This is a genomic window from Shewanella xiamenensis (genome assembly GCF_014647135.1).
In the GTDB taxonomy this organism is placed as follows: domain Bacteria; phylum Pseudomonadota; class Gammaproteobacteria; order Enterobacterales; family Shewanellaceae; genus Shewanella; species Shewanella xiamenensis.
Genome location: NZ_BMOP01000017.1, coordinates 1 through 24660 on the forward strand (window position 1 = coordinate 1; position 24660 = coordinate 24660).

At 45.7% G+C, this 24660-nt stretch carries 25 protein-coding genes; all 25 read left to right on the top strand.

All coding sequences use genetic code 11. The features are described from left to right. Positions 1-611: flagellin (locus tag IEY09_RS14260; RefSeq protein ID WP_188871565.1), on the top strand; the 611-nt coding region annotated here is incomplete at its 5' end. A gap of 120 nt (positions 612-731) precedes the next feature. Continuing rightward, positions 732-1121, top strand: coding sequence for a flagellar protein FlaG (locus IEY09_RS14265; RefSeq protein ID WP_188871567.1), 390 nt, complete (start codon positions 732-734; stop codon positions 1119-1121). A 40-nt stretch (positions 1122-1161) separates the two neighbouring features. Further along, positions 1162-2526, top strand: a complete 1365-nt coding sequence (gene fliD, locus IEY09_RS14270; protein ID WP_188871569.1) for a flagellar filament capping protein FliD — start codon at positions 1162-1164, stop codon at positions 2524-2526. 27 nt (positions 2527-2553) lie between these two features. Then, complete coding sequence (locus tag IEY09_RS14275) at positions 2554-2874, top strand: flagella biosynthesis chaperone for FliD, FliT (protein ID WP_188871571.1); 321 nt, start codon at positions 2554-2556, stop codon at positions 2872-2874. Positions 2875-2880: 6 nt separating this feature from the next. After that, the gene (fliS, locus tag IEY09_RS14280; RefSeq protein ID WP_188871573.1) at positions 2881-3291 is read left to right on the top strand and encodes a flagellar export chaperone FliS; all 411 of its coding nucleotides are present in this window, start codon (positions 2881-2883) and stop codon (positions 3289-3291) included. Positions 3292-3579: 288 nt separating this feature from the next. Beyond that, positions 3580-5013 (top strand): sigma-54 dependent transcriptional regulator, encoded by a 1434-nt coding sequence (locus IEY09_RS14285; RefSeq protein WP_188871575.1) that lies wholly within the window; start codon positions 3580-3582, stop codon positions 5011-5013. A 108-nt stretch (positions 5014-5121) separates the two neighbouring features. Further along, positions 5122-6204, top strand: coding sequence for a sensor histidine kinase (locus tag IEY09_RS14290; RefSeq protein ID WP_188871577.1), 1083 nt, complete (start codon positions 5122-5124; stop codon positions 6202-6204). Beyond that, positions 6197-7537, top strand: coding sequence for a sigma-54-dependent transcriptional regulator (locus IEY09_RS14295; RefSeq protein WP_037420334.1), 1341 nt, complete (start codon positions 6197-6199; stop codon positions 7535-7537). Before IEY09_RS14290 ends, IEY09_RS14295 begins: the two co-directional genes overlap by 8 nt. A 176-nt stretch (positions 7538-7713) precedes the next feature. Further along, on the top strand, positions 7714-8052 hold the full coding sequence (gene fliE, locus IEY09_RS14300; RefSeq protein ID WP_011625692.1) for a flagellar hook-basal body complex protein FliE: 339 nt from the start codon (positions 7714-7716) through the stop codon (positions 8050-8052). A gap of 44 nt (positions 8053-8096) precedes the next feature. Further along, positions 8097-9782, top strand: a complete 1686-nt coding sequence (gene fliF, locus IEY09_RS14305; protein WP_037420337.1) for a flagellar basal-body MS-ring/collar protein FliF — start codon at positions 8097-8099, stop codon at positions 9780-9782. Beyond that, on the top strand, positions 9775-10821 hold the full coding sequence (gene fliG, locus IEY09_RS14310) for a flagellar motor switch protein FliG (protein WP_011716417.1): 1047 nt from the start codon (positions 9775-9777) through the stop codon (positions 10819-10821). Before fliF ends, fliG begins: the two co-directional genes overlap by 8 nt. After that, positions 10808-11755, top strand: coding sequence for a flagellar assembly protein FliH (gene fliH / locus IEY09_RS14315; protein ID WP_188871579.1), 948 nt, complete (start codon positions 10808-10810; stop codon positions 11753-11755). The genes fliG and fliH overlap by 14 nt, the downstream gene beginning before the upstream one ends. Beyond that, entirely contained in the window at positions 11724-13061 is a 1338-nt protein-coding gene (fliI, locus tag IEY09_RS14320; protein WP_037420345.1) for a flagellar protein export ATPase FliI, read from the top strand. Before fliH ends, fliI begins: the two co-directional genes overlap by 32 nt. An 11-nt stretch (positions 13062-13072) precedes the next feature. Beyond that, positions 13073-13516: a flagellar export protein FliJ gene (gene fliJ, locus IEY09_RS14325; protein WP_037420348.1), complete on the top strand. Its 444-nt coding sequence runs from the start codon at positions 13073-13075 to the stop codon at positions 13514-13516. Positions 13517-13666: 150 nt separating this feature from the next. Beyond that, positions 13667-15364 (top strand): flagellar hook-length control protein FliK, encoded by a 1698-nt coding sequence (locus IEY09_RS14330; RefSeq protein ID WP_188871580.1) that lies wholly within the window; start codon positions 13667-13669, stop codon positions 15362-15364. Between the two features lie 83 nt (positions 15365-15447). Further along, a complete protein-coding gene (fliL, locus tag IEY09_RS14335; protein ID WP_037420354.1) occupies positions 15448-15969 on the top strand; it encodes a flagellar basal body-associated protein FliL in 522 nt (173 codons plus the stop codon). A 40-nt stretch (positions 15970-16009) separates the two neighbouring features. After that, positions 16010-17041 (top strand): flagellar motor switch protein FliM, encoded by a 1032-nt coding sequence (gene fliM, locus IEY09_RS14340; RefSeq protein ID WP_037420356.1) that lies wholly within the window; start codon positions 16010-16012, stop codon positions 17039-17041. A gap of 12 nt (positions 17042-17053) precedes the next feature. Beyond that, entirely contained in the window at positions 17054-17428 is a 375-nt protein-coding gene (fliN, locus tag IEY09_RS14345) for a flagellar motor switch protein FliN (RefSeq protein WP_037420360.1), read from the top strand. Positions 17429-17462: 34 nt separating this feature from the next. Continuing rightward, the gene (gene fliO / locus IEY09_RS14350) at positions 17463-17870 is read left to right on the top strand and encodes a flagellar biosynthetic protein FliO (protein WP_037424769.1); all 408 of its coding nucleotides are present in this window, start codon (positions 17463-17465) and stop codon (positions 17868-17870) included. After that, on the top strand, positions 17867-18613 hold the full coding sequence (fliP, locus tag IEY09_RS14355) for a flagellar type III secretion system pore protein FliP (protein ID WP_069453228.1): 747 nt from the start codon (positions 17867-17869) through the stop codon (positions 18611-18613). The genes fliO and fliP overlap by 4 nt, the downstream gene beginning before the upstream one ends. A gap of 17 nt (positions 18614-18630) precedes the next feature. Beyond that, positions 18631-18900, top strand: coding sequence for a flagellar biosynthesis protein FliQ (gene fliQ, locus IEY09_RS14360; protein ID WP_037420368.1), 270 nt, complete (start codon positions 18631-18633; stop codon positions 18898-18900). A 4-nt stretch (positions 18901-18904) separates the two neighbouring features. Then, a complete protein-coding gene (gene fliR / locus IEY09_RS14365) occupies positions 18905-19702 on the top strand; it encodes a flagellar biosynthetic protein FliR (RefSeq protein WP_037420371.1) in 798 nt (265 codons plus the stop codon). 17 nt (positions 19703-19719) lie between these two features. Beyond that, the gene (gene flhB, locus IEY09_RS14370; RefSeq protein WP_188871582.1) at positions 19720-20850 is read left to right on the top strand and encodes a flagellar biosynthesis protein FlhB; all 1131 of its coding nucleotides are present in this window, start codon (positions 19720-19722) and stop codon (positions 20848-20850) included. Between the two features lie 316 nt (positions 20851-21166). Beyond that, entirely contained in the window at positions 21167-23266 is a 2100-nt protein-coding gene (gene flhA / locus IEY09_RS14375; RefSeq protein ID WP_037420379.1) for a flagellar biosynthesis protein FlhA, read from the top strand. Between the two features lie 11 nt (positions 23267-23277). Next, on the top strand, positions 23278-24657 hold the full coding sequence (gene flhF / locus IEY09_RS14380) for a flagellar biosynthesis GTPase FlhF (protein ID WP_144375177.1): 1380 nt from the start codon (positions 23278-23280) through the stop codon (positions 24655-24657). The last annotated feature ends 3 nt before the right edge of the window (positions 24658-24660 follow it).

Consider the following 24660-nt stretch of genomic DNA (forward strand, 5'->3'; position numbering starts at 1 on the left):
ACGATGGTATTTCAGTGGCACAAATCGCAGAAGGCGCGATGCAAGAGCAGACCAACATGTTACAGCGTATGCGTGACCTGTCGGTTCAAGCGGTAAACGGTGCAAACTCTACTAGTGACCGTGATGCATTACAAGCTGAGATCGATCAATTAGCATTAGAAATCACAGCAATTTCTAACACTACTGCATTCGGTGATACTAAGCTGCTAACAAGTGCTTTCAATGCGAAAAACTTCCAAGTAGGCCATCAAGAAGGCGAGAATATCTCTATCTCGATTTCTGCTACAGATGCGTCAAGTTTGGGTATTAATGCATTAGCATTATCTACTGACGTACTAGCTTCTACTGCAACAGGTGCAATTGATGATGCAATCAAAGCGATTGACACCCAGCGCGCTAAGTTAGGTGCAACACAAAACCGTTTAGCTCACAACATTAGCAACAGTGCTAACACTCAAGCTAACGTGGCCGATGCGAAGAGTCGTATTGTAGATGTGGACTTTGCGAAAGAGACTTCGCAAATGACGAAGAACCAAGTATTGCAACAAACAGGTTCAGCAATGCTGGCTCAAGCGAACCAGTTACCTCAAGTTGCCTTGTCATTACTGTAATATAGTTTTTACGGTGCAAACTGATAAGGGAGGTTCGGTGACGGATCTCCCTTTGCTGCATTAATATGGTCGAATGTTTAGGGGGCTTGTAAGAGAGCACCTAATTGATGAGGTATCGCTATGGACATCAATATAGCAAGTTTACCTACTATGGTTCACAATAGAACCGATACTCCACAAGCACCTGCGAAGGAGCCTGTAGTAGGTGAGGTTGAATTAAAAGATAGGAGTATTGCCTCTGTTGCTGAGCAAGTTTCGGAGCAAAAAACATCTGATAATGAGCAAGATCCGAGTAAACTTACGCAAGTTGCGACAGAATTGTCGGATATGATGTCTATGATGCGAAAAGGGCTCTCATTTAAAGTTGATGAAAATTCGGGTCAAGCAGTCGTGACGGTTTTAGACAAAGATACTGGAGATGTCATCAGACAAATGCCTAGCGAAGAAGCATTGGCACTTGCTGAGAAACTATCAGAAGTAACAGGTTTATTGATGAAAACTGAAGCTTAGCTTTGAGTTTTAAGCAAATACTTAAGTTGAGGACATTATTATGGCATTAACGGCTACAGGCATGGGTTCAGGCCTTGATATCAGCAATATCGTAACGGTATTAGTTAATGCCGAAAAGGCTCCCAAAGAAGCAATCTTTAATAAAACTGAAGATGCAATCAAAGCTAAAGTTTCGGCAATTGGTACGCTAAAAAGTGAATTATCCAAATTCCAAGATGCGCTTAAGAAGCTCCAATCTGGCGATGCACTAAACCAGCGTAAGGTGACAACAGGTGATAGTAAGTTTATCAATGTGACCGCTGATAAAACGGCCAAACCCGGCTCTTATGGTATTAAAGTTGAGCAATTAGCGGTTAATCATAAAGTTGCAGGAACAAACGTTACGGACCGAACTCTGGGGGTAGGTGAAGGGACATTAGATTTTGCCATCAATGGCAGCTCATTTTCAGTGTCTGTAGCTGCAACAGACTCTCTCGATGAAATCGCTAAAAAGGTGAATGATGCATCTGGTAATAATGCTGTTACCGCAACAGTCATTACCAGTGATGCGGGTAGCCGCCTTGTGTTTAGTTCAAATAAGACTGGTGAAGATAATCAAATCAGTGTTACTGCAAATGACACCTCCGGAACTGGTTTAAATGATATGTTTGGAGCCAGCAATTTATCGACATTGCAAGCTGCTAAGAATGCAATTGTTTATATTGATGATCAGAAAGTCACCTCACAAAGCAATGAAGTCAAAGGGGCCATAACTGGTGTTACGATCAATTTAACAGATGCTGATGTAACTAAAACTTCAACGCTAAAAATTGAACAAGACAATGATGCTGTTAAAGAAAATGTCAAAGCCTTTGTAGATGCATTCAACAGTTTGAATACTGCAATTGATAAAATGTCTTCTTATGACAAAGACAAAAAAACGGCATCCGCTTTACAGGGTGATTCAATGATACGGTCGATTGAATCACAACTTCGCAATATGATCAGTGAGCGAGTAAGTACTGCAACAGGTGATATTGCTTTATATGATATCGGTATCAAGACTGATAAATATGGTAAGTTATCTATCGACGATACAAAACTCGATAAAATGATTTCTGAAGATATGTCGAGTATTGAGTCATTGTTTGCGACTAAAGATACGGGCTTAGCGAATAGACTTGATAAATTGGCGAATGGCTATGTAAAGAGCGATGGCTTAATCGCGAGTCGTCAGAATGCTTATACAAACCAGCAAAAACGACTTGATGAACAAAGGGAAGCTTTCTCACTTAAGATGGAGCAGCTTACTGCACGATTGACAAAGCAGTTTAATAAAATGGATTTAGTGGTTGGAAGCCTCAATCAACAGAGCTCAGGCTTAGCTGATAGATTAAACTCACTTCCTGGAGCTGTTGCTAAGTAGTTACTCGAATGAGGTTAAGGGGATAATGTGGAACAGCTAGATGAACTAAATTCCGAATTATTGGAAACACTTCAACTGTTGGAAAAAATTGCTGCTGAAGATGAGGCCTCTGATGATTTGGTATCAAAATTGCTTGAGCAAGTTGAGCGACGTCAGGTTTTGCTTAATACACTCGCAGTCGAACCGACAGAAGAATGTCGAGTTTATCTAGAGAAACAATTTGATTTAACTAATGAATTGATAGAAAAATCGAAAATTGTACAGTCAGAACGTCAAGTGTTGTTGCAAATGGCAAACCGAAATAAACGTCAAATTAATGTATACAAGGCAATAGATTTAGACAGGTAGGTGTTTATGAGAGGGTCACTGCAATCATATCGTAAGGTTTCATTAGACAGTGAGATTGGAGTTGCGTCGCCACATCGTATTATTCAATTGATGTTTGCTGGTGCTCTGCAACGCCTTGCGCAAAGCCGTTATGCCATTGAACAAAATGATTTAGCGAGTAAAGGTATTTATATTAGTAAGGCTGTTGGTATTATTACGGGATTAAATAGCAGTCTAAACATGGAAGCAGGTGGACAAATTGCAAAGAATCTCAGCGATCTTTACGATTTTATGCTGCGAAAAATCACTGAAGCTAACCTGAACAATGATGTAAAAGCGATTGATGATGTGTGCGATATTTTGCGTACCATCAAAGAAGGTTGGGATGCAATTCCTGCGGATAAACACAATATCTCTTCCCATTCAGAAGCTCGTTAATTGTGTTATAGATCAACAGGAAAAAGGACGCACTGAGTGCGTCTTTTTTTTGGCTTTCGTCAATTTATTGACATAATTGACTAGAATCATGGGATAAATGAACTAAAATCAATTCAGTTTGGCAGAATCGGCATTCGAGGCTTGCTTCTCGACTGCTGATAATACAATATTCATCACAGTAGTGATGGTGGCACAGATTGTTACATTGAATTTGTTAAGCTTTTACAGCAACTAATCATAAATAATTAATGCGAATTGATACCTAATTAGCGCTTTACGGCCTACTGAATGATGCAAACAGATCAACGAATTTTACTTGTCGGAACCCCATCAGAGCGCTTAAGTCGCCTGTGTTGCATTTTTGAATTTTTAGGTGAGCAGATTGAAATCATCTCCGCCGAAAAGTTGAGCTCTTGTCTCCAAGATACCCGTTATCGTGCCTTAGTGCTGACGACAGACAATATGTCTGTAGAGGCATTGAAATCACTCGCTAATCAGTACCCATGGCAACCTATTTTATTGTTCGGCAACGTCGGTGATCTGCAAGTATCGAATGTGCTTGGTCAAATCGAAGAGCCATTAAACTATCCGCAACTCACTGAACTGCTCCATTTTTGCCAAGTGTATGGTCAGGTTAAACGTCCGCAAGTACCAACCAGTGCGAATCAAACCAAACTATTCCGTAGTTTAGTGGGTCGTAGTGAAGGCATTGCCAATGTGCGTCACTTGATTAGCCAAGTCGCCACCTCTGATGCCACTGTATTAGTCCTGGGTCAGTCGGGGACGGGTAAGGAAGTGGTTGCTCGGAACATTCATTATTTATCTGAGCGCCGAGATGGTCCTTTTATTCCGGTTAACTGTGGCGCGATTCCGCCTGAGTTATTGGAGAGTGAATTATTTGGCCATGAAAAGGGCTCTTTTACTGGGGCAATTAGTTCTCGAAAGGGCCGTTTCGAACTTGCCGAAGGTGGCACGCTGTTCCTCGATGAAATTGGCGACATGCCTTTGCAAATGCAGGTAAAATTGCTGCGTGTGCTGCAGGAGCGCGTATTCGAGCGTGTCGGTGGCACTAAGACGATCAATGCTGATGTGCGTGTTGTCGCTGCAACCCACAGAGATCTCGAAAGCATGATCACCAGCAACGAGTTCCGTGAAGATCTTTATTACCGCCTCAACGTTTTCCCGATTGAGATGCCTGCGCTAAGCGACCGCAAGGATGACGTTCCTCTGCTGTTGCAAGAGTTGGTAAGCCGAGTCTATAACGAAGGACGTGGCAAAGTTCGCTTTACCCAACGTGCGATTGAATCGTTAAAAGAACACGCTTGGTCGGGTAACGTCCGGGAATTATCTAACCTTGTTGAACGCCTAACGATTTTATATCCGGGCGGTTTGGTCGATGTGAACGACTTACCGATAAAGTATCGTCATATTGATGTGCCTGAGTATAGTGTCGAACTCAGTGAAGAGCAGCAAGAACGTGATGCGCTCGCTTCGATTTTCACCAGCGAAGAGCCAGTAGAAATTCCTGAAACGCGTTTCCCCAGTGAGTTACCACCTGAAGGCGTTAACCTCAAGGATCTGCTGGCAGAGCTTGAAATCGATATGATTCGTCAGGCGTTAGAGCAGCAGGATAACGTGGTTGCGCGTGCTGCAGAAATGCTCGGTATTCGTCGTACTACTTTGGTTGAAAAAATGCGTAAGTACGGAATGACGAAAGAATAGTCATATTCACGTTGTTTATCTTATTGTTTTACCTATCTAAATTCATTTCTTAATTTGGCATAGAATCTGCAAACACTCCGTCAGAAGCAATTTTTTGACGGAGTGACTATGTCAGCCCATCCACTAGCGCAACTTGAAACATTCAAGCACACTAGCAAACAATGGAACCAACTGCGTGAGGCCGCCAATATGTCCAATCGGATGGAGCATATTTTACAGGCTATGCCCTCTGGCGTGGTGATTTTGAACGGTGACGGTATTGTTACTGATGCAAACCCTGTTGCCGTGGAATTGCTGGAGCAGCCGTTATGTGGCGCCCGCTGGATTGATGTGATCCATACGGCGTTTGCGCCACAGGATGATGATGGTCATGAAGTCTCATTACGCAATGGCCGCCGAGTCAAATTTGCGATTACCCCATTAACGCCCGAACCAGGCCAATTAATTGTGCTGACGGATCTAACCGAAACTCGTCTACTGCAAAAGAATCTTTCCCATCTGCAGCGTCTGTCAGCCCTCGGCAAAATGGTCGCGACGCTGGCGCATCAAGTGCGTACGCCACTGTCGGCGGCACTGCTCTATGCTGCGAATCTGGCCAGTCCTAAACTATCGGAATCTGCTAAGGCAAAATTTCAGCAGAAGTTAGTGGATAGACTCAATGAGCTTGAACGCCAAGTTAACGATATGCTGCTGATGGCCAAAGGGCGGCAGGATGAATTGGGTGAGTTAGTTAACCTTGATGAGGTGATCAATACTGTCATTGCGAACTGTGAGCCGATTGTGGCTCAGCGCGGCGCAGCATTGACTGTCACCAATGCGTCCAACGGTTTAATGCTGGCGAATGTGAACGCGCTCAGTTCAGCCGTGAATAATCTGGTGATGAACAGTCTTGAAGCAGGGGCAACGCAGATCCAAATCGTTGCTAATGATAGCAATGAACAGTTACATCTCAATGTCATCGATAATGGCAAAGGATTGGATGCCAAAATGCAGCAAAAAGTGCTGGAACCTTTCTTTACCACTAAAGCTCAGGGGACAGGTTTAGGCTTAGCCGTTGTGCAGTCAGTGGTTCGCAATCATGGCGGACAAATCCAATTGAGTTGTATGCCTAATAAAGGTTGTACTGTGTCGCTAACCTTCCCGCAGGCGAAATCGGCTGCAGTATTGCCGCTGGAGAAACCCTATGTCTGAAGCCAAATTACTCTTAGTCGAAGACGATGCGTCCCTGCGTGAGGCTTTGCTCGATACTTTAATGTTGGCGCAATACGACTGCATCGATGTGGCCTCCGGCGAGGAAGCCATTATCGCATTGAAGCAACATCAGTTTGACTTAGTGATCAGCGATGTGCAGATGCAGGGCATTGGCGGCTTAGGCTTATTAAATTACTTACAGCAACATCACCCCAAGCTGCCAGTGTTGCTGATGACGGCATATGCCACCATTGGTAGTGCTGTCAGTGCAATTAAATTGGGCGCCGTCGATTATTTGGCTAAACCCTTTGCTCCAGAAGTATTGCTCAATCAAGTTTCCCGCTATTTACCACTCAAACAAAATAGCGATCAACCTGTAGTTGCCGATGAAAAGAGTCTTGCGCTCTTGTCTCTGGCACAGCGGGTGGCAGCATCCGATGCTTCTGTGATGATCCTTGGGCCAAGCGGCTCGGGTAAAGAAGTATTAGCCCGTTATATTCATCAACATAGCAGCCGTGCCGACCAAGCATTTGTGGCCATCAACTGTGCGGCCATCCCCGAGAATATGCTCGAGGCGACCTTATTTGGTTATGAAAAGGGCGCCTTTACCGGTGCTTATCAGGCATGCCCCGGTAAATTCGAACAAGCACAGGGCGGAACTTTATTACTCGATGAAATTTCAGAGATGGATTTAGGGTTACAGGCCAAACTGCTGCGCGTATTGCAAGAGCGTGAAGTAGAGCGGTTAGGCGGCCGTAAAACCATCAAGCTGGATGTGAGAGTGCTGGCAACCTCAAATCGTGATTTAAAAGCCGTGGTTGCCGCAGGGCAATTCCGGGAAGATCTCTATTATCGTATTAACGTGTTTCCACTGACGTGGCCTGCACTGAATCAACGCCCTGCGGATATTTTACCCTTAGCTCGGCATTTACTCACAAAACACGCAAAGGCACTGAGTATCATCGACGTACCCGAATTTGATGAGGCCGCATGCCGCCGTTTACTTGGCCATCGCTGGCCAGGTAATGTGCGAGAGCTCGATAACGTTGTGCAGCGAGCCTTGATTTTGCGATCAGGTACGGTGATTACTGCCAATGACATTATTATTGATGCTCAAGATGTGCCGTTATCATCCGATGATGCTGAATATTGCAGTGAGCCAGAGGGGTTAGGTGAAGAGTTAAAGGCGCAGGAACATGTGATCATTCTCGAAACCCTAGCGCAATGCCAAGGCAGCCGTAAGTTGGTTGCCGAAAAACTTGGGATCAGCGCACGCACCTTAAGATACAAGATGGCCAGAATGCGCGATATGGGGATTCAATTGCCTAACTAAGTCGAGTTTTGCAACCTTTCTAGCACCATTGCCACTGGTTACCCTTTGGCAATTTCATATCTGACGACTCCCTCAATTCTTTTTAACACGGCTGAGTAAAAACTTGGCCGTAGTTTTGCATATCCTCGTTATCTTGAGAGTTTAATCGTCAATAACTCGACGATGGGGAGCACGACATGCAAATTGGCGCGAATTCATTACTGCAAGAAATGCAGTCACTTCAAGGTGAAATCAAACCCTCTTTTGGGATTTCACCTAATAATATTGTGCAGCAAGTGAATAACACCAGTGGTGCTGACTTTGGCCAGCTACTTTCACAAGCCATTGGTAATGTGAGTGGTTTGCAGTCAACCTCATCTAACCTCGCGACTCGCTTAGAAATGGGTGATACCACCGTGAGCTTGTCTGATACTGTTATCGCCCGCGAAAAGGCCAGTGTTGCCTTTGAAGCCACTGTCCAAGTGCGCAATAAGCTCGTTGAAGCTTATAAAGAAATAATGAGCATGCCTGTTTAGGCCTTGAATAACGCAATTAGCAGGTACGAATCGTGAGCACAGAAATGATTGTCGGATCGAATGCCGGCGTAATGGACCAAGGGGTCCAACAGGAAAATAAATCCGGCGTGCTGGGGAGTCTCGGTGGCGTCGATATGATGCGTCAAATCACCATGATTTTAGCCCTCGCCATTTGTTTGGCGTTAGCCGTGTTTGTCATGATCTGGGCACAAGAACCTGAGTATCGTCCATTAGGTAAAATGGAAACTCAGGAAATGGTGCAAGTACTCGATGTACTTGATAAAAACAAGATCAAATATCAGATCGAAGTTGATGTTGTTAAAGTGCCAGAAGATAAATACCAAGAAGTCAAAATGATGCTTAGCCGTGCAGGGGTTAATAGTCCTGCTGCATCGACCCAAGACTTTCTTACCCAAGACAGTGGTTTTGGTGTGAGCCAAAGAATGGAACAGGCTCGCCTCAAGCATAGCCAAGAAGAAAACCTTGCCCGCGCGATTGAACAGTTACAAAGCGTAAGCCGCGCTAAAGTGATTTTGGCACTCCCAAAAGAAAACGTATTTGCCCGTAATACTTCTCAGCCAAGTGCAACAGTTGTAATTAACACTCGCCGTGGTGGCTTAGGCCAAGGTGAAGTTGATGCCATTGTTGATATCGTCGCTTCTGCGGTGCAGGGATTAGAGCCTTCTCGCGTCACGGTAACCGATTCTAATGGTCGCTTACTAAACTCCGGTAGCCAAGATGGTGTTTCTGCTAGAGCTCGTCGTGAGCTTGAGTTGGTACAGCAAAAAGAAACCGAATACCGCACCAAGATTGATTCGATTTTATCGCCTATTCTCGGGCCTGATAATTTCACCTCCCAAGTGGACGTGAGCATGGATTTCACCGCCGTTGAACAAACGGCCAAACGGTTTAATCCAGATTTACCGTCACTACGCAGTGAAATGACGGTCGAGAATAACTCTACTGGTGGTTCGAGCGGGGGGATCCCTGGCGCATTATCGAACCAACCTCCGATGGAATCTAATATTCCTCAGGAGGCTGATAAAGCTACCGAAAGTGTTACCGCAGGTAACTCGCATCGCGAAGCCACTCGTAATTTTGAATTAGACACCACCATCAGCCATACCCGTCAGCAAATTGGCGTAGTGCGCCGCGTGAGTGTGTCAGTTGCGGTGGACTTTAAACCGGGCGCTGCGGGTGAAAATGGCCAAGTGGCACGCGTTGCCCGTACCGAGCAAGAATTAACCAATATCCGCCGTTTACTGGAAGGCGCGGTAGGCTTTAGCGCGCAGCGGGGTGATGTTTTAGAGGTAGTCACTGTTCCCTTTATGGATCAATTGGTTGAAGATGTGCCAGCCCCTGAACTTTGGGAGCAACCTTGGTTCTGGCGTGCGGTTAAGTTAGGTATCGGTGCCCTAGTGATTTTAGTGCTGATCCTTGCTGTGGTGCGCCCAATGCTCAAACGCTTAATCTATCCTGATAGCGTTAACATGCCAGACGATGCAAGATTGGGTAATGAGCTCGCCGAGATTGAGGATCAATATGCTGCTGACACCTTAGGGATGCTCAATACCAAAGAAGCAGAGTATAGTTATGCCGACGATGGCTCAATTCTTATCCCTAATCTGCATAAAGATGATGATATGATTAAAGCTATCCGTGCGCTTGTGGCCAATGAGCCCGAGCTTTCAACCCAAGTCGTGAAAAACTGGTTACAAGACAATGGCTGAGAATAAATCAAAAGACGCCGCTGAAACCTCAAGTTTCAATATTAAGGATCTCAGTGGCATCGAAAAAACGGCGATTTTACTGTTAAGTTTGAGTGAAGCCGATGCCGCCTCTATTTTAAAGCACTTAGAACCTAAACAAGTGCAAAAGGTCGGTATGGCGATGGCGGCCATGGAAGACTTTGGGCAGGAAAAAGTCATCGGGGTACATAAGCTGTTTCTCGATGATATTCAAAAGTATTCTTCCATTGGCTTTAACAGCGAAGAGTTCGTTCGTAAGGCGTTAACGGCGGCTCTAGGTGAAGACAAAGCCGGTAATTTGATTGAACAAATTATCATGGGCAGCGGCGCCAAAGGTTTGGATTCCCTCAAATGGATGGATGCGCGCCAAGTCGCGACTATCATCCAAAACGAACATCCACAGATCCAAACCATTGTTTTATCGTATTTAGAGCCAGATCAAGCCGCAGAAATTTTCGGCCAGTTCCCTGAGAATACCCGCTTAGACTTAATGATGCGTATCGCCAATCTTGAAGAAGTGCAACCTGCAGCATTGCAAGAATTAAACGACATCATGGAGAAACAATTCGCCGGCCAAGGTGGTGCGCAAGCGGCGAAAATGGGCGGCCTAAAAGCGGCAGCCAACATTATGAACTACCTCGATACGGGTGTTGAAAGTCAGTTGATGGAAACCATGCGCGAAACCGACGAGGAAATGGCGCAGCAAATCCAAGACTTAATGTTTGTATTTGAAAACCTTATCGATGTGGACGATCGTGGTATTCAAACCTTGCTGCGTGAAGTGCAGCAGGATGTATTGATGAAGGCGCTGAAGGGCGCAGACGATCAGCTCAAAGATAAGATTTTAGGCAATATGTCTAAACGGGCAGCCGAATTGCTGCGTGACGATTTAGAAGCCATGGGCCCAATTCGGATCAGCGAAGTGGAAATCGCCCAAAAAGAAATTCTGTCAATTGCACGTCGGTTAAGTGACAGTGGTGAAATCATGTTAGGCGGCGGTGGTGGCGATGAGTTCCTCTAATCGGAGCGACAATAGCGACAATAAATTGTCCCACAGGGTGGTCAGCGACGCTGAGCTTGAGTTTAGCCATTGGCAATTGCCCGATGTGACCCAAACCGAAGAGGTGAGTATTTCAAACCTCTTTGGTTATTCGCCGCAGCAAGCGCCGAAGGCGGTGGCCGCCGAAACTATTGCGCCACCCACCATGGCGGAAATTGAAGATATTCGCGCTCAAGCCGAAGAAGAAGGCTTTAACGAAGGTAAGACACAAGGTTATGCCGAAGGACTGGAGCAGGGCAGACTTGAAGGTTTAGAGCAAGGCCATACCGAGGGCCTAGCCCAAGGTCATGAGCAAGGGCTTGAGGCTGGGCTTGCTGAAGCCAAGGCATTAGTCAGACGCTTCGAAGGGCTGTTAAGCCAATTTGAAAAGCCATTGCAAATACTCGATGGCGATATTGAACATTCCTTAATGACACTCACTATGGCGCTGGCTAAATCTGTGATTGGTCATGAACTTAAAACTCATCCAGAACAAATCCTGTCGGCGCTACGTTTAGGGGTCGAATCTCTGCCAATCAAGGAGCAAAGCGTCAGTATTCGCATGCATTCCGATGATGTTGCCTTGGTTGAAACCTTATATTCCAGTACCCAATTGAACCGTAATCAGTGGCAATTAGAGGCCGATCCTAGCTTAACGGTGGGGGATTGTATTATCAGTAGCCAACGCTCGTTGGTCGATTTAACCCTTTCCTCACGGATTGATGCTGTGTTTGAATCACTGCGTAATCAGCAATCTCACTTAGCGTTACAGCAACAACAGCGACAAGCTGCACTTGATGACGAAAATGCCGCTAAAATCGTCCCTAAATCGACACTGGACGATAATGAACTGTTAACACAACCGCAAGCTGATGGAGAGCAAGATGCACAATCGCCGCCATCAACTGCTGAATAAACTGAATCATTGCATCAATAAAGTGCCACCATTTCGCGCCGTTGCCTGTGGGCAATTGGTGCGCGTGGTCGGCTTAACCTTAGAAGCGAGTGGCTGTCGAGCACCCGTCGGTAGTTTGTGTTCTATTGAGACCATGGCTGGAGAGTTAATTGCCGAAGTCGTTGGTTTTGATGATGAATTATTATATCTCATGCCAATTGAAGAGCTGCGTGGCGTGTTACCTGGTGCGCGGGTTGTTCCCCTTGGAGAGCAGGCGGGTCTGAATGTGGGCTTATCCCTGTTAGGGCGCGTGCTCGACGGTAATGGTGTGCCGTTAGACGGCCTCGGCGCGTTATCTACCGAACAGCAGGCGCCAAGACACAGTAACGCCATCAACCCACTTTCTCGCCGTGCGATCACTGAACCACTCGATGTGGGCGTACGCGCCATCAATGCCATGCTAACTGTTGGCAAGGGACAACGTATGGGCTTGTTTGCGGGCTCCGGTGTGGGTAAGAGTGTGCTGTTAGGTATGATGACCCGAGGTACAACGGCCGATATTATTGTGGTGGGGTTAGTGGGGGAGCGTGGCCGCGAAGTTAAAGAATTTATTGAAGAAATCCTAGGTGAAAAGGGTAGAGCGCGTTCTGTTGTGGTGGCGGCACCCGCCGATACTTCACCGCTGATGCGCCTTCGCGCCTGTGAAACCTCGACTCGTATCGCTGAATATTTTCGTGATTTAGGCTATAACGTATTGTTATTAATGGATAGTCTGACTCGTTACGCCCAAGCGCAGCGTGAGATTGCCTTGGCTGTCGGTGAACCTCCAGCCACTAAAGGCTATCCACCGTCGGTATTTGCTAAATTGCCGCGTCTGGTTGAACGGGCGGGTAATGGCGGGCCAGGACAAGGTTCTATCACCGCATTTTATACTGTGCTGACCGAGGGTGATGATCAACAGGACCCAATTGCTGATGCTTCTCGGGCGATCCTCGATGGTCATATTGTGCTGTCACGATCGCTTGCTGATTCTGGGCACTATCCTGCCATTGATATTGAGGCTTCTATTAGCCGTGTGGCACCTATGGTGATTTCCAATGAACATCTTGAGGCCATGCGCCGCGTCAAGCAAACCTATTCCCTTTATCAGCAGAATAAGGATCTGATTTCGATTGGCGCTTATGCACAAGGAAGCGATCCTCGTATTGATAATGCGATACGTCTACAACCTGCAATGAACGCTTTTCTGCGGCAAACCATGCGTGATGCCTTTAGTTTTGCTGATAGCCAAATGATGCTCGGGCAACTCGCTGCGCAATGTAAATAATTGAGGCCGTTATGGCGAATGCCGATCCCCTATTACTCGTATTAAAGTTAGCCCTCGATGCTGAGGAACAGGCTGCGCTGCTGCTAAAGTCGGCACAACTTGAGTGCCAAAAGCGCCAAAATCAGCTTGATGCGCTAAATAACTATCGCTTGGATTATATGAAGCAGATGCAGTCGCAGCAGGGGCAGGCCATCAGTGCGAGTCATTATCACCAATTCCATCGTTTTATTCGGCAAATCGATGAGGCTATTGCTCAGCAAAATCGTGTTGTAGCCGATGGTGAAAAGCAGAAACACTACCGTCAGCAGCACTGGCTAGAAAAACAAAAAAAACGTAAGGCTGTAGAACTACTGTTAGAAAATAAAGAGAAAAAGCGCCAAGCCATTGAGCTCAAAAAAGAGCAAAAAATGACGGATGAATTTGCTTCGCAGCAATTTTTCCGTCGTAAGAAGTAATTAACCAATCCGACAGTCAATAATACTCGAATTTTTAATATCCATTTGTTGGCATTTTATTTGCTTGATTTATGCCAGATATAGCCAAAGCCGTATAAATTGACGTTTGCCCACGCTCTTTTTCCTCTGGGCGGATGTTTAGGAGCTTTTATGCAACAAATGAACAATATCCTATTAGTATCTAATGCGAAAAATAGTGCTGGCTCAAGTAAAATATTGGGGCAAGATGCTAATAGTGAAGACTTTTCTGCCGCTTTGGCTTCAGTGACATCTATTAGCTCATCCTCGACTAACACCAATGTTTCTCCAGATGTTTCTGTCAAATCGACAAAACAGAAAACAGATATTGATGATACTAGTGCAGATGATGAAGCTGATATTAGCTTGATTTTTGCTCAAATAGGCATGGCAAACGAGATGAAAAAAGCGGCCGCTCCGAGCGACTCTTTGCCGCTTGAAGCTCAATTAACGACAGAAGATGCCGCTAGCATCTTAGCTCCTGCAACAGAGGATGGCGCTTTACCAACGGAAGAGACTATCAAGCCAACTTTTTTAGATGAACTAGCGAAATTTGCACAGTCAAATGAAGTTACCTTAACGAATGACTCATTAGATGAAACAATAGGTGAACAAGTTTTAGATCAAGCTAATGTGGTCGAGCATCTGCAACAATTACCACAAAATCAACCATTGGGATTTCAGCAAGATGAGATATCTGGTGATCAAGAAAATATAGCCTCCTCTCTGCAAGATATTGCACCTAGGCAGGCACCCCCTATTAATACTGTAGGTTTGATTGCAACGGCGAATACTGAAACTGTGGATAAGACTGGCACCTCGACTGACGATACGCTGATAGCCGATGATGCATCAATGCTTGCAGAGATGCGAACTGAAAAATGGGTTAAACCGCCAGAAACCCCCATTTTACCGATTGAAGGGGAATCTATCTCTGAAGCTAACAAGTTAGAGGCGAAAGAGGTTGAACTAAGCAATAAGTCGATAAATCTGTCGCTCCCATCAACAGATAAAACGACTGCGCCAACGGTTGGACAGTCACCGTCAATCAATACAGCTAATGTGTCAGTTACCGATGCTGATGCTGTGATATCAAACTCGGCGACTAAAGAGCTTAATACCTTAGGGGCGGTTTCGGTTGAGCCTAATGCTATTGACGACAATCCTTCACGCGCCGAAATTTCGGCAGGATTATTGTTAAAAGATGCCAAGTTAGCCGTCACACTGGATTCGCGGCAAGAAAACGCTTTATCTTCGCTCGATACTGGCCATGAAGAATCTGTTACAGAATTTAAGCCTGTTGATTTTAAAGCGGTATCGATACAACACTCTTTAGTTAACCAGCAAATTCAACGCCAAGAGATACCACAGGTTCATCTTTCCTTACGTCAAGGCGTTGAAAACCAAAATCAGATGCAGGAAATGATCCAGCGCTTTTCTCCTGTGATGAAACAGCAGTTGGTGACTATGGTAAGCCAAGGTATTCAACAGGCCGAAATTCGCCTAGATCCACCCGAACTTGGACATATGATAGTGAAAATACAAGTTCATGGTGAGCAGACGCAAGTGCAATTCCATGTTGCTCAGGCGCAGACCCGCGATGTGGTTGAGCAAGCGATTCCTCGTTTACGTGAATTATTACAAGAACAAGGCATGCAGCTCGCTGACAGTCACGTCTCTCAAGGTGACCAAGGACAACGCCGTGAGGGAGGATTTGCAGACAGTGGCGGTTCAAGTGGTGGAAATGTGGATGATTTCTCGGCAGAAGAACTCGATTTAGGTTTAAATCAAGCAACTAGTTTAAATTCGGGTATAGATTATTACGCTTAAGCAGGTAACCTATAGTAACAAAGTGGATTATAAACTGAGCCTTAATCCCATTCCCAAATTTAGCCTATTAAAGAGAACAGAAAATGGCCAAGGAAGAATCACTAGAACTTGAAAGTACTGAAGCACCAAAAAGTAAAAAGAAGCTATTTATTTTTATCGGTGTGGGTGTCTTTGTTGCGCTATTAATTGGTGGCGCGCTTTGGTTTTTCCTTGGAAGTAGTGAAGAAGCTCCTGTCGAGGCCGAAGGTGCTAAAACCGAAACGGCTGCTCCGGCAGCTGAGCCAGCATTAGCAGCTTATGTGCCGATGCCTCGCCCATTTTTATTTAACCTTCCAGGACCGGATCGCGCTCGACTTGTCGAAATCAAAGTGCAACTTATGGTCAGAGGTCAAGATGATGATGTGTTGACCCAAAAGCACATTCCATTGATTGAAGATGCGCTGCTAACCACTTTTAGTGGTGCCGATGTGCAAAAGCTAAGTACACAGGCGGGTAAAGATGAATTACGACAATTAGCCCTGTTGAGCGTACAAAACACGTTGCAATCTGTAACGGGACGTAAAGTCGTTGAAAAAGTGCTCTTTACTGGTTTTGTCATGCAATAACCTTTCATCTTCAGCACCTTAAAGAGGCGAAGACAATACTGTGAGTGATTTATTAAGCCAAGACGAAATTGATGCGCTCTTACACGGGGTCGATGATGTCGAAGAGGATGATGAGCTTGATGCCGCTGGGCAGGAGGCTCGTTCCTACGATTTTTCTTCCCAAGATCGGATTGTGCGTGGTCGTATGCCCACGCTCGAAATTGTTAATGAGCGTTTTGCCCGTCACCTGCGGATCAGCATGTTTAACATGATGCGTCGCGCGGCCGAAGTGTCGATCAACGGCGTGCAAATGCTCAAGTTTGGTGAGTACGTACATACCCTATTCGTCCCAACCAGTCTGAACATGGTACGTTTCCACCCCCTAAAAGGTACTGCGCTGATTACCATGGAAGCGCGACTGGTATTTATTTTGGTGGATAACTTTTTTGGTGGTGATGGCCGTTTCCATGCCAAGATTGAAGGCCGTGAATTTACCCCAACCGAACGTCGCATCGTGCAGCTGTTGCTTAAGATTATCTTTGAAGACTACAAAGATGCTTGGGCACCCGTGATGGATGTGGAGTTTGATTATCTAGACTCCGAAGTTAACCCAGCGATGGCTAACATTGTCAGTCCAACTGAAGTCGTTGTCATTAACTCCTTCCATATCGAAGTGGATGGTGGTGGCGGTGATTTCCACATCACGATGCCATATTCGATGATTGAGCCAATCCGCGAATTACTCGATGCGGGCGTACAGAGTGATAAACAAGATACCGATATGCGTTGGTCGCAGGCGCTGCATGACGAGATTATGGACGTTAAAGTAGGCTTTGATGCCACAGTGGTTGAGCACGAACTCACACTCAAAGATGTAATGAACTTTAAGGCTGGGGATATTATCCCTATTGAATTACCAGAGTACATTATGATGAGAATTGAGGACTTACCGACTTACCGCTGTAAAATGGGACGTTCACGAGATAATCTAGCACTTAAAATTTACGAAAAAATCCCTCGTCCTGAGACGGTCAAATCCGAATTACAATTAGTGACGCGTAAAGGCAAAGCTAGAGACATATCAGAATTATAAAGGTGGAGTGAGATGAGTACAGATGATGATTGGGCAGCAGCGATGGCCGAACAAGCTCTGGAAGAGGCTAATGCCGTTGATCTTGATGAGCTAGTGGATGACTCACAGCCGATTAGCAAGGCAGAAGCGGCTAAGTTAGATACCATTTTAGATATACCTGTGACGATTTCGATGGAAGTTGGTCGCAGCTTCATCAGTATCCGTAACCTGTTACAGCTGAACCAAGGTTCAGTGGTTGAGCTCGATAGAGTTGCAGGTGAACCGTTGGATGTGATGGTTAATGGCACGCTTATCGCCCATGGTGAAGTGGTGGTGGTAAACGATAAATTTGGTATTCGCTTAACAGATGTAATTAGTCAGACTGAGCGAATTAAAAAGCTTAAGTAATATCACTCATTAAGAAAAAGCCTGAAGGAGCGAGATGAGCACATCGGTAATTCTCAATGCTGCGTCAGCAGCTCAGGCGAGTGTCGCTGAAGTGGCCACCCAAGGTGCAGTGGCGACAGCAAAAGTGACTGAGCCATCACAAATGGCAGCAGCGGCGAGTATGCTCGGTGGGCTTATTTTAGTTCTATTGCTTATTTTCGCCTTAGCTTACCTGCTAAGGCGATTTAATTTAGTGCCAACCAATCATAGTGTGCTGAAAACCCTTGCAGTAACATCCCTTGGTCAGAAAGAGCGCCTTGTTTTAGTTCAAGTGGGTGAACAGCAGTATTTACTTGGCGTGAGTGGGCAACAAGTTAATTTAATTGATAAATTAGCTGAGCCTATCGAAATTGAGTCCGTATCTTTTGCGGACAAGCTACGGCAGGCGAAATTAAAACAATGATGAAGTACATACTCACTTTTACAGGGATCAGTGCACTGATGTTTGCGACCTCGGTAGGCGCTGCCGATGGTGTACTGCCTGCGGTAACCGTAAAAACCGCCGCCGATGGTTCGACCGAATATTCGGTTACCATGCAAATCCTATTGCTAATGACTTCGCTGAGTTTTTTACCCGCCATGGTCATTATGTTGACGTCCTTTACCCGCATCATTGTGGTACTCTCCATTTTGCGCCAAGCGATTGGTTTACAGCAGACACCGTCTAACCAAGTCTTAATCGGTATGAGCCTGTTTATGACCTTTTTCATTATGGCGCCAGTATTTGATAAAATTTATGACCAAGGGGTAAAACCTTATATTGATGAACAGCTTACTCTGCAGCAGGCCTTCGATAAGGGCAAAGAGCCATTACGGGCATTTATGTTAGGGCAAGTGCGTACCACGGATCTCAAAACCTTTATCGATATTTCGGGTTACCAGAATATTAATTCACCCGAAGAAGCACCAATGAGTGTGCTTGTGCCTGCATTTATCACCAGCGAGCTCAAAACGGCCTTTCAAATTGGTTTTATGTTGTTTGTGCCTTTTTTAGTACTCGATTTAGTGGTTGCCAGTATCTTAATGGCCATGGGGATGATGATGCTCTCGCCTATGATTGTGTCATTGCCCTTTAAAATTATGCTGTTTGTACTTGTTGATGGCTGGGGGCTTGTGATGGGCACCTTAGCCAATAGCTTTGGTTAGACAGGCGGAGTACTGAGATGACGCCAGAAGCGCTAATCGATATTTTTCGCGAAGCTCTAGCCGTTATTGTGATGATGGTTTCGGCTATTGTTCTGCCTGGGCTCGGCATTGGCTTAATTGTGGCGGTATTCCAAGCTGCGACCTCAATTAACGAGCAAACTTTAAGTTTTTTACCTCGACTTATTGTGACATTGCTTGCTTTGATGTTAATGGGTCATTGGTTAGTACAGACCTTAATGGATTTCTTTATTGAAATGGTTAACCGTATTCCTCAAGTGGTAGGTTAATCCCATGGAGTTGCTGCTTGATACGTTAATGCAAACCATTGCTTCGTATATGTGGCCACTGTTTCGAGTCGCCAGTATGCTGATGGTTATGGTGGTGTTTGGCGCGGCAACAACTCCCACTCGTGTGCGTTTACTTCTTGCTATTGCCATAACCCTCGCAATAGCCCCCGTGTTGCCGCCCGTTAAGGATGCAGAACTCTTTTCCTTAAGCGCCGTTTTTATTACTGCGCAGCAAATTATTATTGGTGTTGCCATGGGTTTTGTGACCCAAATGGTGATGCAAACCTTTGTGTTAACGGGTCAGATTATCGGCATGCAGACCAGCTTAGGTTTTGCCTCTATGGTTGATCCGAGTTCAGGACAACAAACTCCAGTGATTGGTAACTTCTTCCTGTTGCTCGCAACCTTAATTTTTTTAGCTGTTGATGGTCATCTGTTGATGATCCGTATGCTTGTGGCCAGTTTTGATACACTGCCGATTTCTAATGTGGGATTAACGTTGACCAGCTATCGCGCGTTGGCGGAATGGGGGTCTTATATGTTTGGCGCGGCATTAACTATGTCGCTGTCAGCAATTATCGCGTTATTGGTAGTCAATTTATCCTTTGGGGTTATGACCCGCGCTGCACCACAGCTAAACATTTTTTCGATTGGTTTTCCGATTACGATGATCGGTGGATTGTTAATTTTATGGTTAACCTTAACTCCTGTTATGGCTCATTTCGATGAAGTATGGTCATCGGCACAGCTTTTGCTGTGTGATATTTTAGGGCTTCAGTGTCAAGCTGATGGCATACTTTAACCGGATAGGAACGCGTAATGGCTGAAGAAAGTAGCGGCGAACGCAGCGAGGAACCCACCGGGAGGCGCCTCGAACAGGCGCGGGAAAAAGGTCAGGTTGCCCGTTCCAAAGAATTAGGTACGGCCACAGTTCTGCTTTCGGCTGCAACAGGACTGTATATGCTCGGCCCTGGTATTGCAAAAGCACTTTCCAATGTGTTTGAACGTGTGTTTACCATGGATAGAGCTGCAATTTTTGATACTAATCAAATGTTTAATGTCTGGGGCGTTGTCGGCGGCGAAATTGGTTGGCCGTTACTTAAGATTATGTTGCTGATTGTGGTGGTGGCATTTATCGGTAACGTGTCCCTTGGTGGAATGAATTTTTCTACCCAAGCAATGATGCCTAAAGCCAGCAAAATGAACCCGATTGCGGGTTTTAAACGGATGTTTGGTGTGCAAGCCTTGGTTGAATTAACAAAGGGCATTGCTAAGTTTTCTGTTGTTGCGTTGGCGGCATATTTTCTTCTAAATCATTACTTTAATGATATTTTACTCCTTTCTGCCGATCATCTTCCTGGGAATGTCTACCACGCCTTAGATTTACTGGTATGGATGTTTATCCTACTTTGCTCTTCCGTATTATTCATTGTAGTGATCGATGTGCCATTTCAGATCTGGAACCATAATAAACAGCTGAAAATGACTAAGCAGGAGGTTAAAGACGAGTATAAAGATACCGAGGGTAAACCTGAGGTCAAAGGGCGAGTCCGCCAAATGCAGCGTGAATTAGCGCAGCGACGCATGATGGCCGAAGTTCCCAATGCGGATGTGATTGTGGTGAACCCTGAGCACTATGCAGTGGCGATAAAATATGATGTTAAGCGCTCTGCAGCACCTTTTGTGATTGCTAAGGGTGTCGATGAGGTTGCCTTTAAAATTCGTGAGGTAGCAAGGGCGCATAATATAGCCATCGTTACTGCACCACCACTTGCGCGGGCTATTTACCATACAACGAAACTTGATCAACAAGTCCCTGAAGGTCTATTTACCGCGGTAGCACAGGTACTCGCTTATGTATTCCAGTTAAGGCAGTATCAAAAAGGGCGTGGCCGCAAACCTATCCCTATTCCCGTTAATCAACCTATTCCTGAAGATCTGAAGTACTAGGGCGTGTTGACTTTTATGGTTATTTTTGCAGCCAAATGCTGCCCGAAGGATTCGTCTGGCAAGCCCTTGCTCTTACTTTCTGTCATAAGAGCCGCTCGTCATTTGAGTAGAATAAACATCATTCCTCGTTTCGCGAGCACGTGCTTGCCAGAGCGAACAAAATCTAATCTCGAAACGTCAACAAGTCCTAGTAACGAGTAAATAGTGCTCTAACGTAAAGTTAGCTAGCTACATATTAGCTTCACTACCTGATTGTCAGTTGTTGGCGTGCTTTTTGCTTTTAGGCTGTTATACGTCAAAGTTTAGGTATCTGTGAATGGATGTTAAAGCCTCCCTAGGCCAAGTAAAACAGTTGAAGCTAAGCTCTTTTAAGGGCATTGGTACGCCAGCGCTAGTGCTTGCAGCATTAGCGATGATTGTACTGCCAATTCCCCCGTTTCTACTCGACATCTTATTTTCCTTTAACATTGCTTTAGCCTTGATTGTGCTTTTGGTCGCGATTTATACCGATAGACCTTTAGACTTTGCTGCCTTTCCAACCGTTTTATTAGTTGCGACACTGCTTCGACTTGCACTTAACGTGGCATCGACCCGTGTGGTATTACTCGAAGGTCACAACGGTGGTGATGCGGCGGGTAAGGTCATTGAAGCCTTTGGCTCCGTAGTGATTGGTGGTAACTATGCCGTTGGTCTAGTTGTATTTATCATTCTGATTATTATCAACTTTGCTGTTGTTACCAAAGGTGCTGGCCGGATTGCTGAGGTGAGTGCTCGCTTTACCTTGGATGCGATGCCCGGTAAGCAAATGGCAATTGATGCTGACTTAAATGCGGGCATCATTAATCAAGATCAAGCCAGAACTAGGCGGGCTGAAGTCACCCGCGAAGCTGACTTTTATGGCGCAATGGACGGTGCGTCTAAGTTCGTTAAGGGCGATGCTATCGCGGGTATCATGATTTTAGTGATCAACATTCTCGGTGGTTTTATTATCGGGATTGTGCAGCATGGTTTGACATTCTCTCAAGCGGTTGAAATTTATACCCTCTTAACAATAGGTGACGGGTTAGTCGCCCAAATCCCAGGCTTATTACTGTCAATTGCTGCGGCATTGATGGTAACTCGCCAAAATGAATCTGGCGATATGGGTCAGATGTTGATGAGTCAGATGTTTGACAGTCATAAATCGCTAGGGATTGCTGCTGGCGTATTGTTCGTTATGGGGATTGTGCCTGGGATGCCGCACATGGCGTTTTTAAGTTTCGCCGTTTTAACGGGATGTGCGGCTTATTTTATATTTAAACGTAATGAGGCTAAACGTGCCAAAGCCCTCGAACAAGTCAAAACGGGCCCAACGGAAAGAGCCGAAAGAGAGCCTAAGGAACTTAGCTGGGACGATGTGCATCATGTTGACACTATCGGTCTTGAAGTGGGTTACCGTTTAATCCCCTTAGTCGATAAAGGTCAAGGTGGAGAATTACTCAGCCGGATCAAGGGCGTACGTAAAAAGCTTTCGCAAGAATTGGGATTCTTGGTTCCTGCGGTTCACATACGTGACAATTTAGACCTTTCGCCTAATGCCTATCGTATTTCTCTTATGGGCGTTGTTGTGGGTGAGGCGGATATTCGCCATGACTGCGAGCTCGCCATTAATCCGGGACAAGTGTACGGTAAGTTAGATGGCATTGAGACCCGTGATCCAGCCTTTGGTCTAGAAGCCGTGTGGATTGCCCCTGAGCTGCGTGAACATGCCCAAACCTTAGGGTATACGGTAGTGGATGCCGCGACGGTAGTGGCAACTCATATCAGCCAAATATTGACGAATAATGCAGCAAAACTTTTAGGCTACGAAGAAGTGCAACAACTGATGGATATGCTTGCTAAACACTCGCCTAAGTTGGTGGATGGCTTTATTCCTGATGTGATGCCGCTCGGAAATGTCGTAAAAGTGATGCAAAACCTATTAAATGAAGGAGTTTCTGTCAGAGACTTGCGTACCATAGTGCAAACTTTGTTAGAATACGGCACTAAGAGTAACGATACTGAAGTGTTAACGGCGGCGGTGCGTATCGCATTGAAGCGCATGATCGTTCAAGAGATCTCTGGCCCTGAACTCGAAATCCCCGTCATAACTTTGGCGCCAGAGTTGGAACAGATGTTGCATCAATCAATGCAAGCAACGGGTGGGGATGGTCCCAATATCGAGCCAGGTCTTGCGGAGCGTATGCAACAATCCTTAGCGGATGCCGCTCAAAAGCAAGAAATGGTCGGACAGCCTGCCATTTTGCTAACGTCTGGTATGTTACGTGCGACCCTGTCTCGCTTTGTTAAATATACTATTCCTAATCTCAGAGTGATTTCTTACCAAGAAATCCCCGATGAAAAGCAAATACGCATCGTATCTGCCGTCGGCCAGTAGAGGACGCATAAGTGAAGATTAAACGTTTTTTTGCCAAAGACATGCGTGCTGCACTGGCCCAAGTGAAGGACACGCTCGGCTCCGATGCGGTGATTATGTCCAATAAAAAGGTGAACGGCGGTATTGAGATTGTCGCTGCCGTTGACTACGACGAGCCAAAAGCGAAAGCGCCTGCTGCGACTCCGACCTTTATGGATGTGAGTGATGACTTAGTTTCGCTCGGTGCCAAAGCGCCTATCCGCGCTGAAACTAAGCTAAAACCCTCGGCGCCAGCGGACTCACTCCAAGCCTTGCTTGAGAAGCAACAAAATCGTTTAAACCAACAGCTCACGCATCAACAACAAGATGCTGAGCTTCCTGCATGGGCTAAAGGATTACAAGCCACCGCAGCTGCGCCTAAAGCTGAGCGCCATGATATGGGCAATCCCTTCGATAAAAAGTCACAGAGTTCGCAAAAGCAAAATGCCGATCTTGAAGCCATGCGCGACGAGTTATCATCCTTACGTAATTTGTTGACCCATCAGGTTTCAGCATTGATGACTGAGCATAAAAAGCGTATCGACCCTGTCGGTGCCATGCTGGAGTCAAAGTTGTTGGAGGCCGAGTTTTCACCAGCGGTGGCAAACAAATTAGCTGCGCTGAGCCAACACTATACTCCTGCAGAATTAGTTCGTGCACTGCCGCAAAGTCTTGCGAATATGCTTGATAATCAAGGTGATGATATTGTTAAGCAAGGCGGTGTTGTGGCATTAGTTGGTCCCACTGGTGTGGGGAAAACCACTTCCTTGGCTAAACTGGCCGCACGCTTTGCTGCTCACCATGGTGCTGACCAAGTGGCATTGATTACCACAGATCATTATCGTATTGGCGCCTATGAGCAATTGGCCACCTATGGCAAAATCATGGGCTGCCCAGTCAAACAAGCCCATGACCTTGCTGAACTAGAGCAAATTCTGTATCAGTTTAGAAATCGCAAGCTAGTATTGATAGATACCGCGGGTATGGGCCAACGAGATATGCGGCTTTACCAGCAACTTGATAATTTAACTGCAAATAGCAGAATACCTATCCGCAGTTATCTGGTACTGTCTGCCACAGGACAGCGCCGCGTGCTGCAAGATGCTGTAAATCACTTTAAACGCATTCCCTTATCTGGTGTTGTACTCACCAAACTTGATGAATCTGTGTCTTTAGCGGGCGCATTAAGTGTGTTGATCCAAAGTGGATTGCCATTAAGTTATGTTACGGATGGGCAGCGAGTGCCCGAAGATATGAAAGTTGCTGATACTTTGATGCTCGCTGAGCAAGCATTAGCGGCCTTAGAAAACACAGAACAACAATCGTTACCAGACACAGCGTGGTCAGATAATATGACCTGTGCATTTGAGTAGAGT

Excerpts from the sequence above, each read along its gene's own strand:
- fliD (WP_188871569.1), top strand. The coding sequence starts at position 1,162 with ATGGCATTAACGGCTACAGGCATGGGTTCAGGCCTTGATATCAGCAAT.
- fliI (WP_037420345.1), top strand. The coding sequence starts at position 11,724 with ATGCACAATCGCCGCCATCAACTGCTGAATAAACTGAATCATTGCATC.
- fliQ (WP_037420368.1), top strand. The coding sequence starts at position 18,631 with ATGACGCCAGAAGCGCTAATCGATATTTTTCGCGAAGCTCTAGCCGTT.
- fliN (WP_037420360.1), top strand. The coding sequence starts at position 17,054 with ATGAGTACAGATGATGATTGGGCAGCAGCGATGGCCGAACAAGCTCTG.
- fliR (WP_037420371.1), top strand. The coding sequence starts at position 18,905 with ATGGAGTTGCTGCTTGATACGTTAATGCAAACCATTGCTTCGTATATG.
- fliH (WP_188871579.1), top strand. The coding sequence starts at position 10,808 with ATGAGTTCCTCTAATCGGAGCGACAATAGCGACAATAAATTGTCCCAC.
- IEY09_RS14295 (WP_037420334.1), top strand. The coding sequence starts at position 6,197 with ATGTCTGAAGCCAAATTACTCTTAGTCGAAGACGATGCGTCCCTGCGT.
- fliG (WP_011716417.1), top strand. The coding sequence starts at position 9,775 with ATGGCTGAGAATAAATCAAAAGACGCCGCTGAAACCTCAAGTTTCAAT.
- flhB (WP_188871582.1), top strand. The coding sequence starts at position 19,720 with ATGGCTGAAGAAAGTAGCGGCGAACGCAGCGAGGAACCCACCGGGAGG.
- fliP (WP_069453228.1), top strand. The coding sequence starts at position 17,867 with ATGATGAAGTACATACTCACTTTTACAGGGATCAGTGCACTGATGTTT.
- IEY09_RS14265 (WP_188871567.1), top strand. The coding sequence starts at position 732 with ATGGACATCAATATAGCAAGTTTACCTACTATGGTTCACAATAGAACC.
- fliO (WP_037424769.1), top strand. The coding sequence starts at position 17,463 with ATGAGCACATCGGTAATTCTCAATGCTGCGTCAGCAGCTCAGGCGAGT.
- IEY09_RS14330 (WP_188871580.1), top strand. The coding sequence starts at position 13,667 with ATGCAACAAATGAACAATATCCTATTAGTATCTAATGCGAAAAATAGT.
- IEY09_RS14290 (WP_188871577.1), top strand. The coding sequence starts at position 5,122 with ATGTCAGCCCATCCACTAGCGCAACTTGAAACATTCAAGCACACTAGC.
- flhA (WP_037420379.1), top strand. The coding sequence starts at position 21,167 with ATGGATGTTAAAGCCTCCCTAGGCCAAGTAAAACAGTTGAAGCTAAGC.
- fliE (WP_011625692.1), top strand. The coding sequence starts at position 7,714 with ATGCAAATTGGCGCGAATTCATTACTGCAAGAAATGCAGTCACTTCAA.
- fliL (WP_037420354.1), top strand. The coding sequence starts at position 15,448 with ATGGCCAAGGAAGAATCACTAGAACTTGAAAGTACTGAAGCACCAAAA.
- IEY09_RS14285 (WP_188871575.1), top strand. The coding sequence starts at position 3,580 with ATGATGCAAACAGATCAACGAATTTTACTTGTCGGAACCCCATCAGAG.
- fliF (WP_037420337.1), top strand. The coding sequence starts at position 8,097 with ATGATTGTCGGATCGAATGCCGGCGTAATGGACCAAGGGGTCCAACAG.
- fliS (WP_188871573.1), top strand. The coding sequence starts at position 2,881 with ATGAGAGGGTCACTGCAATCATATCGTAAGGTTTCATTAGACAGTGAG.
- fliJ (WP_037420348.1), top strand. The coding sequence starts at position 13,073 with ATGGCGAATGCCGATCCCCTATTACTCGTATTAAAGTTAGCCCTCGAT.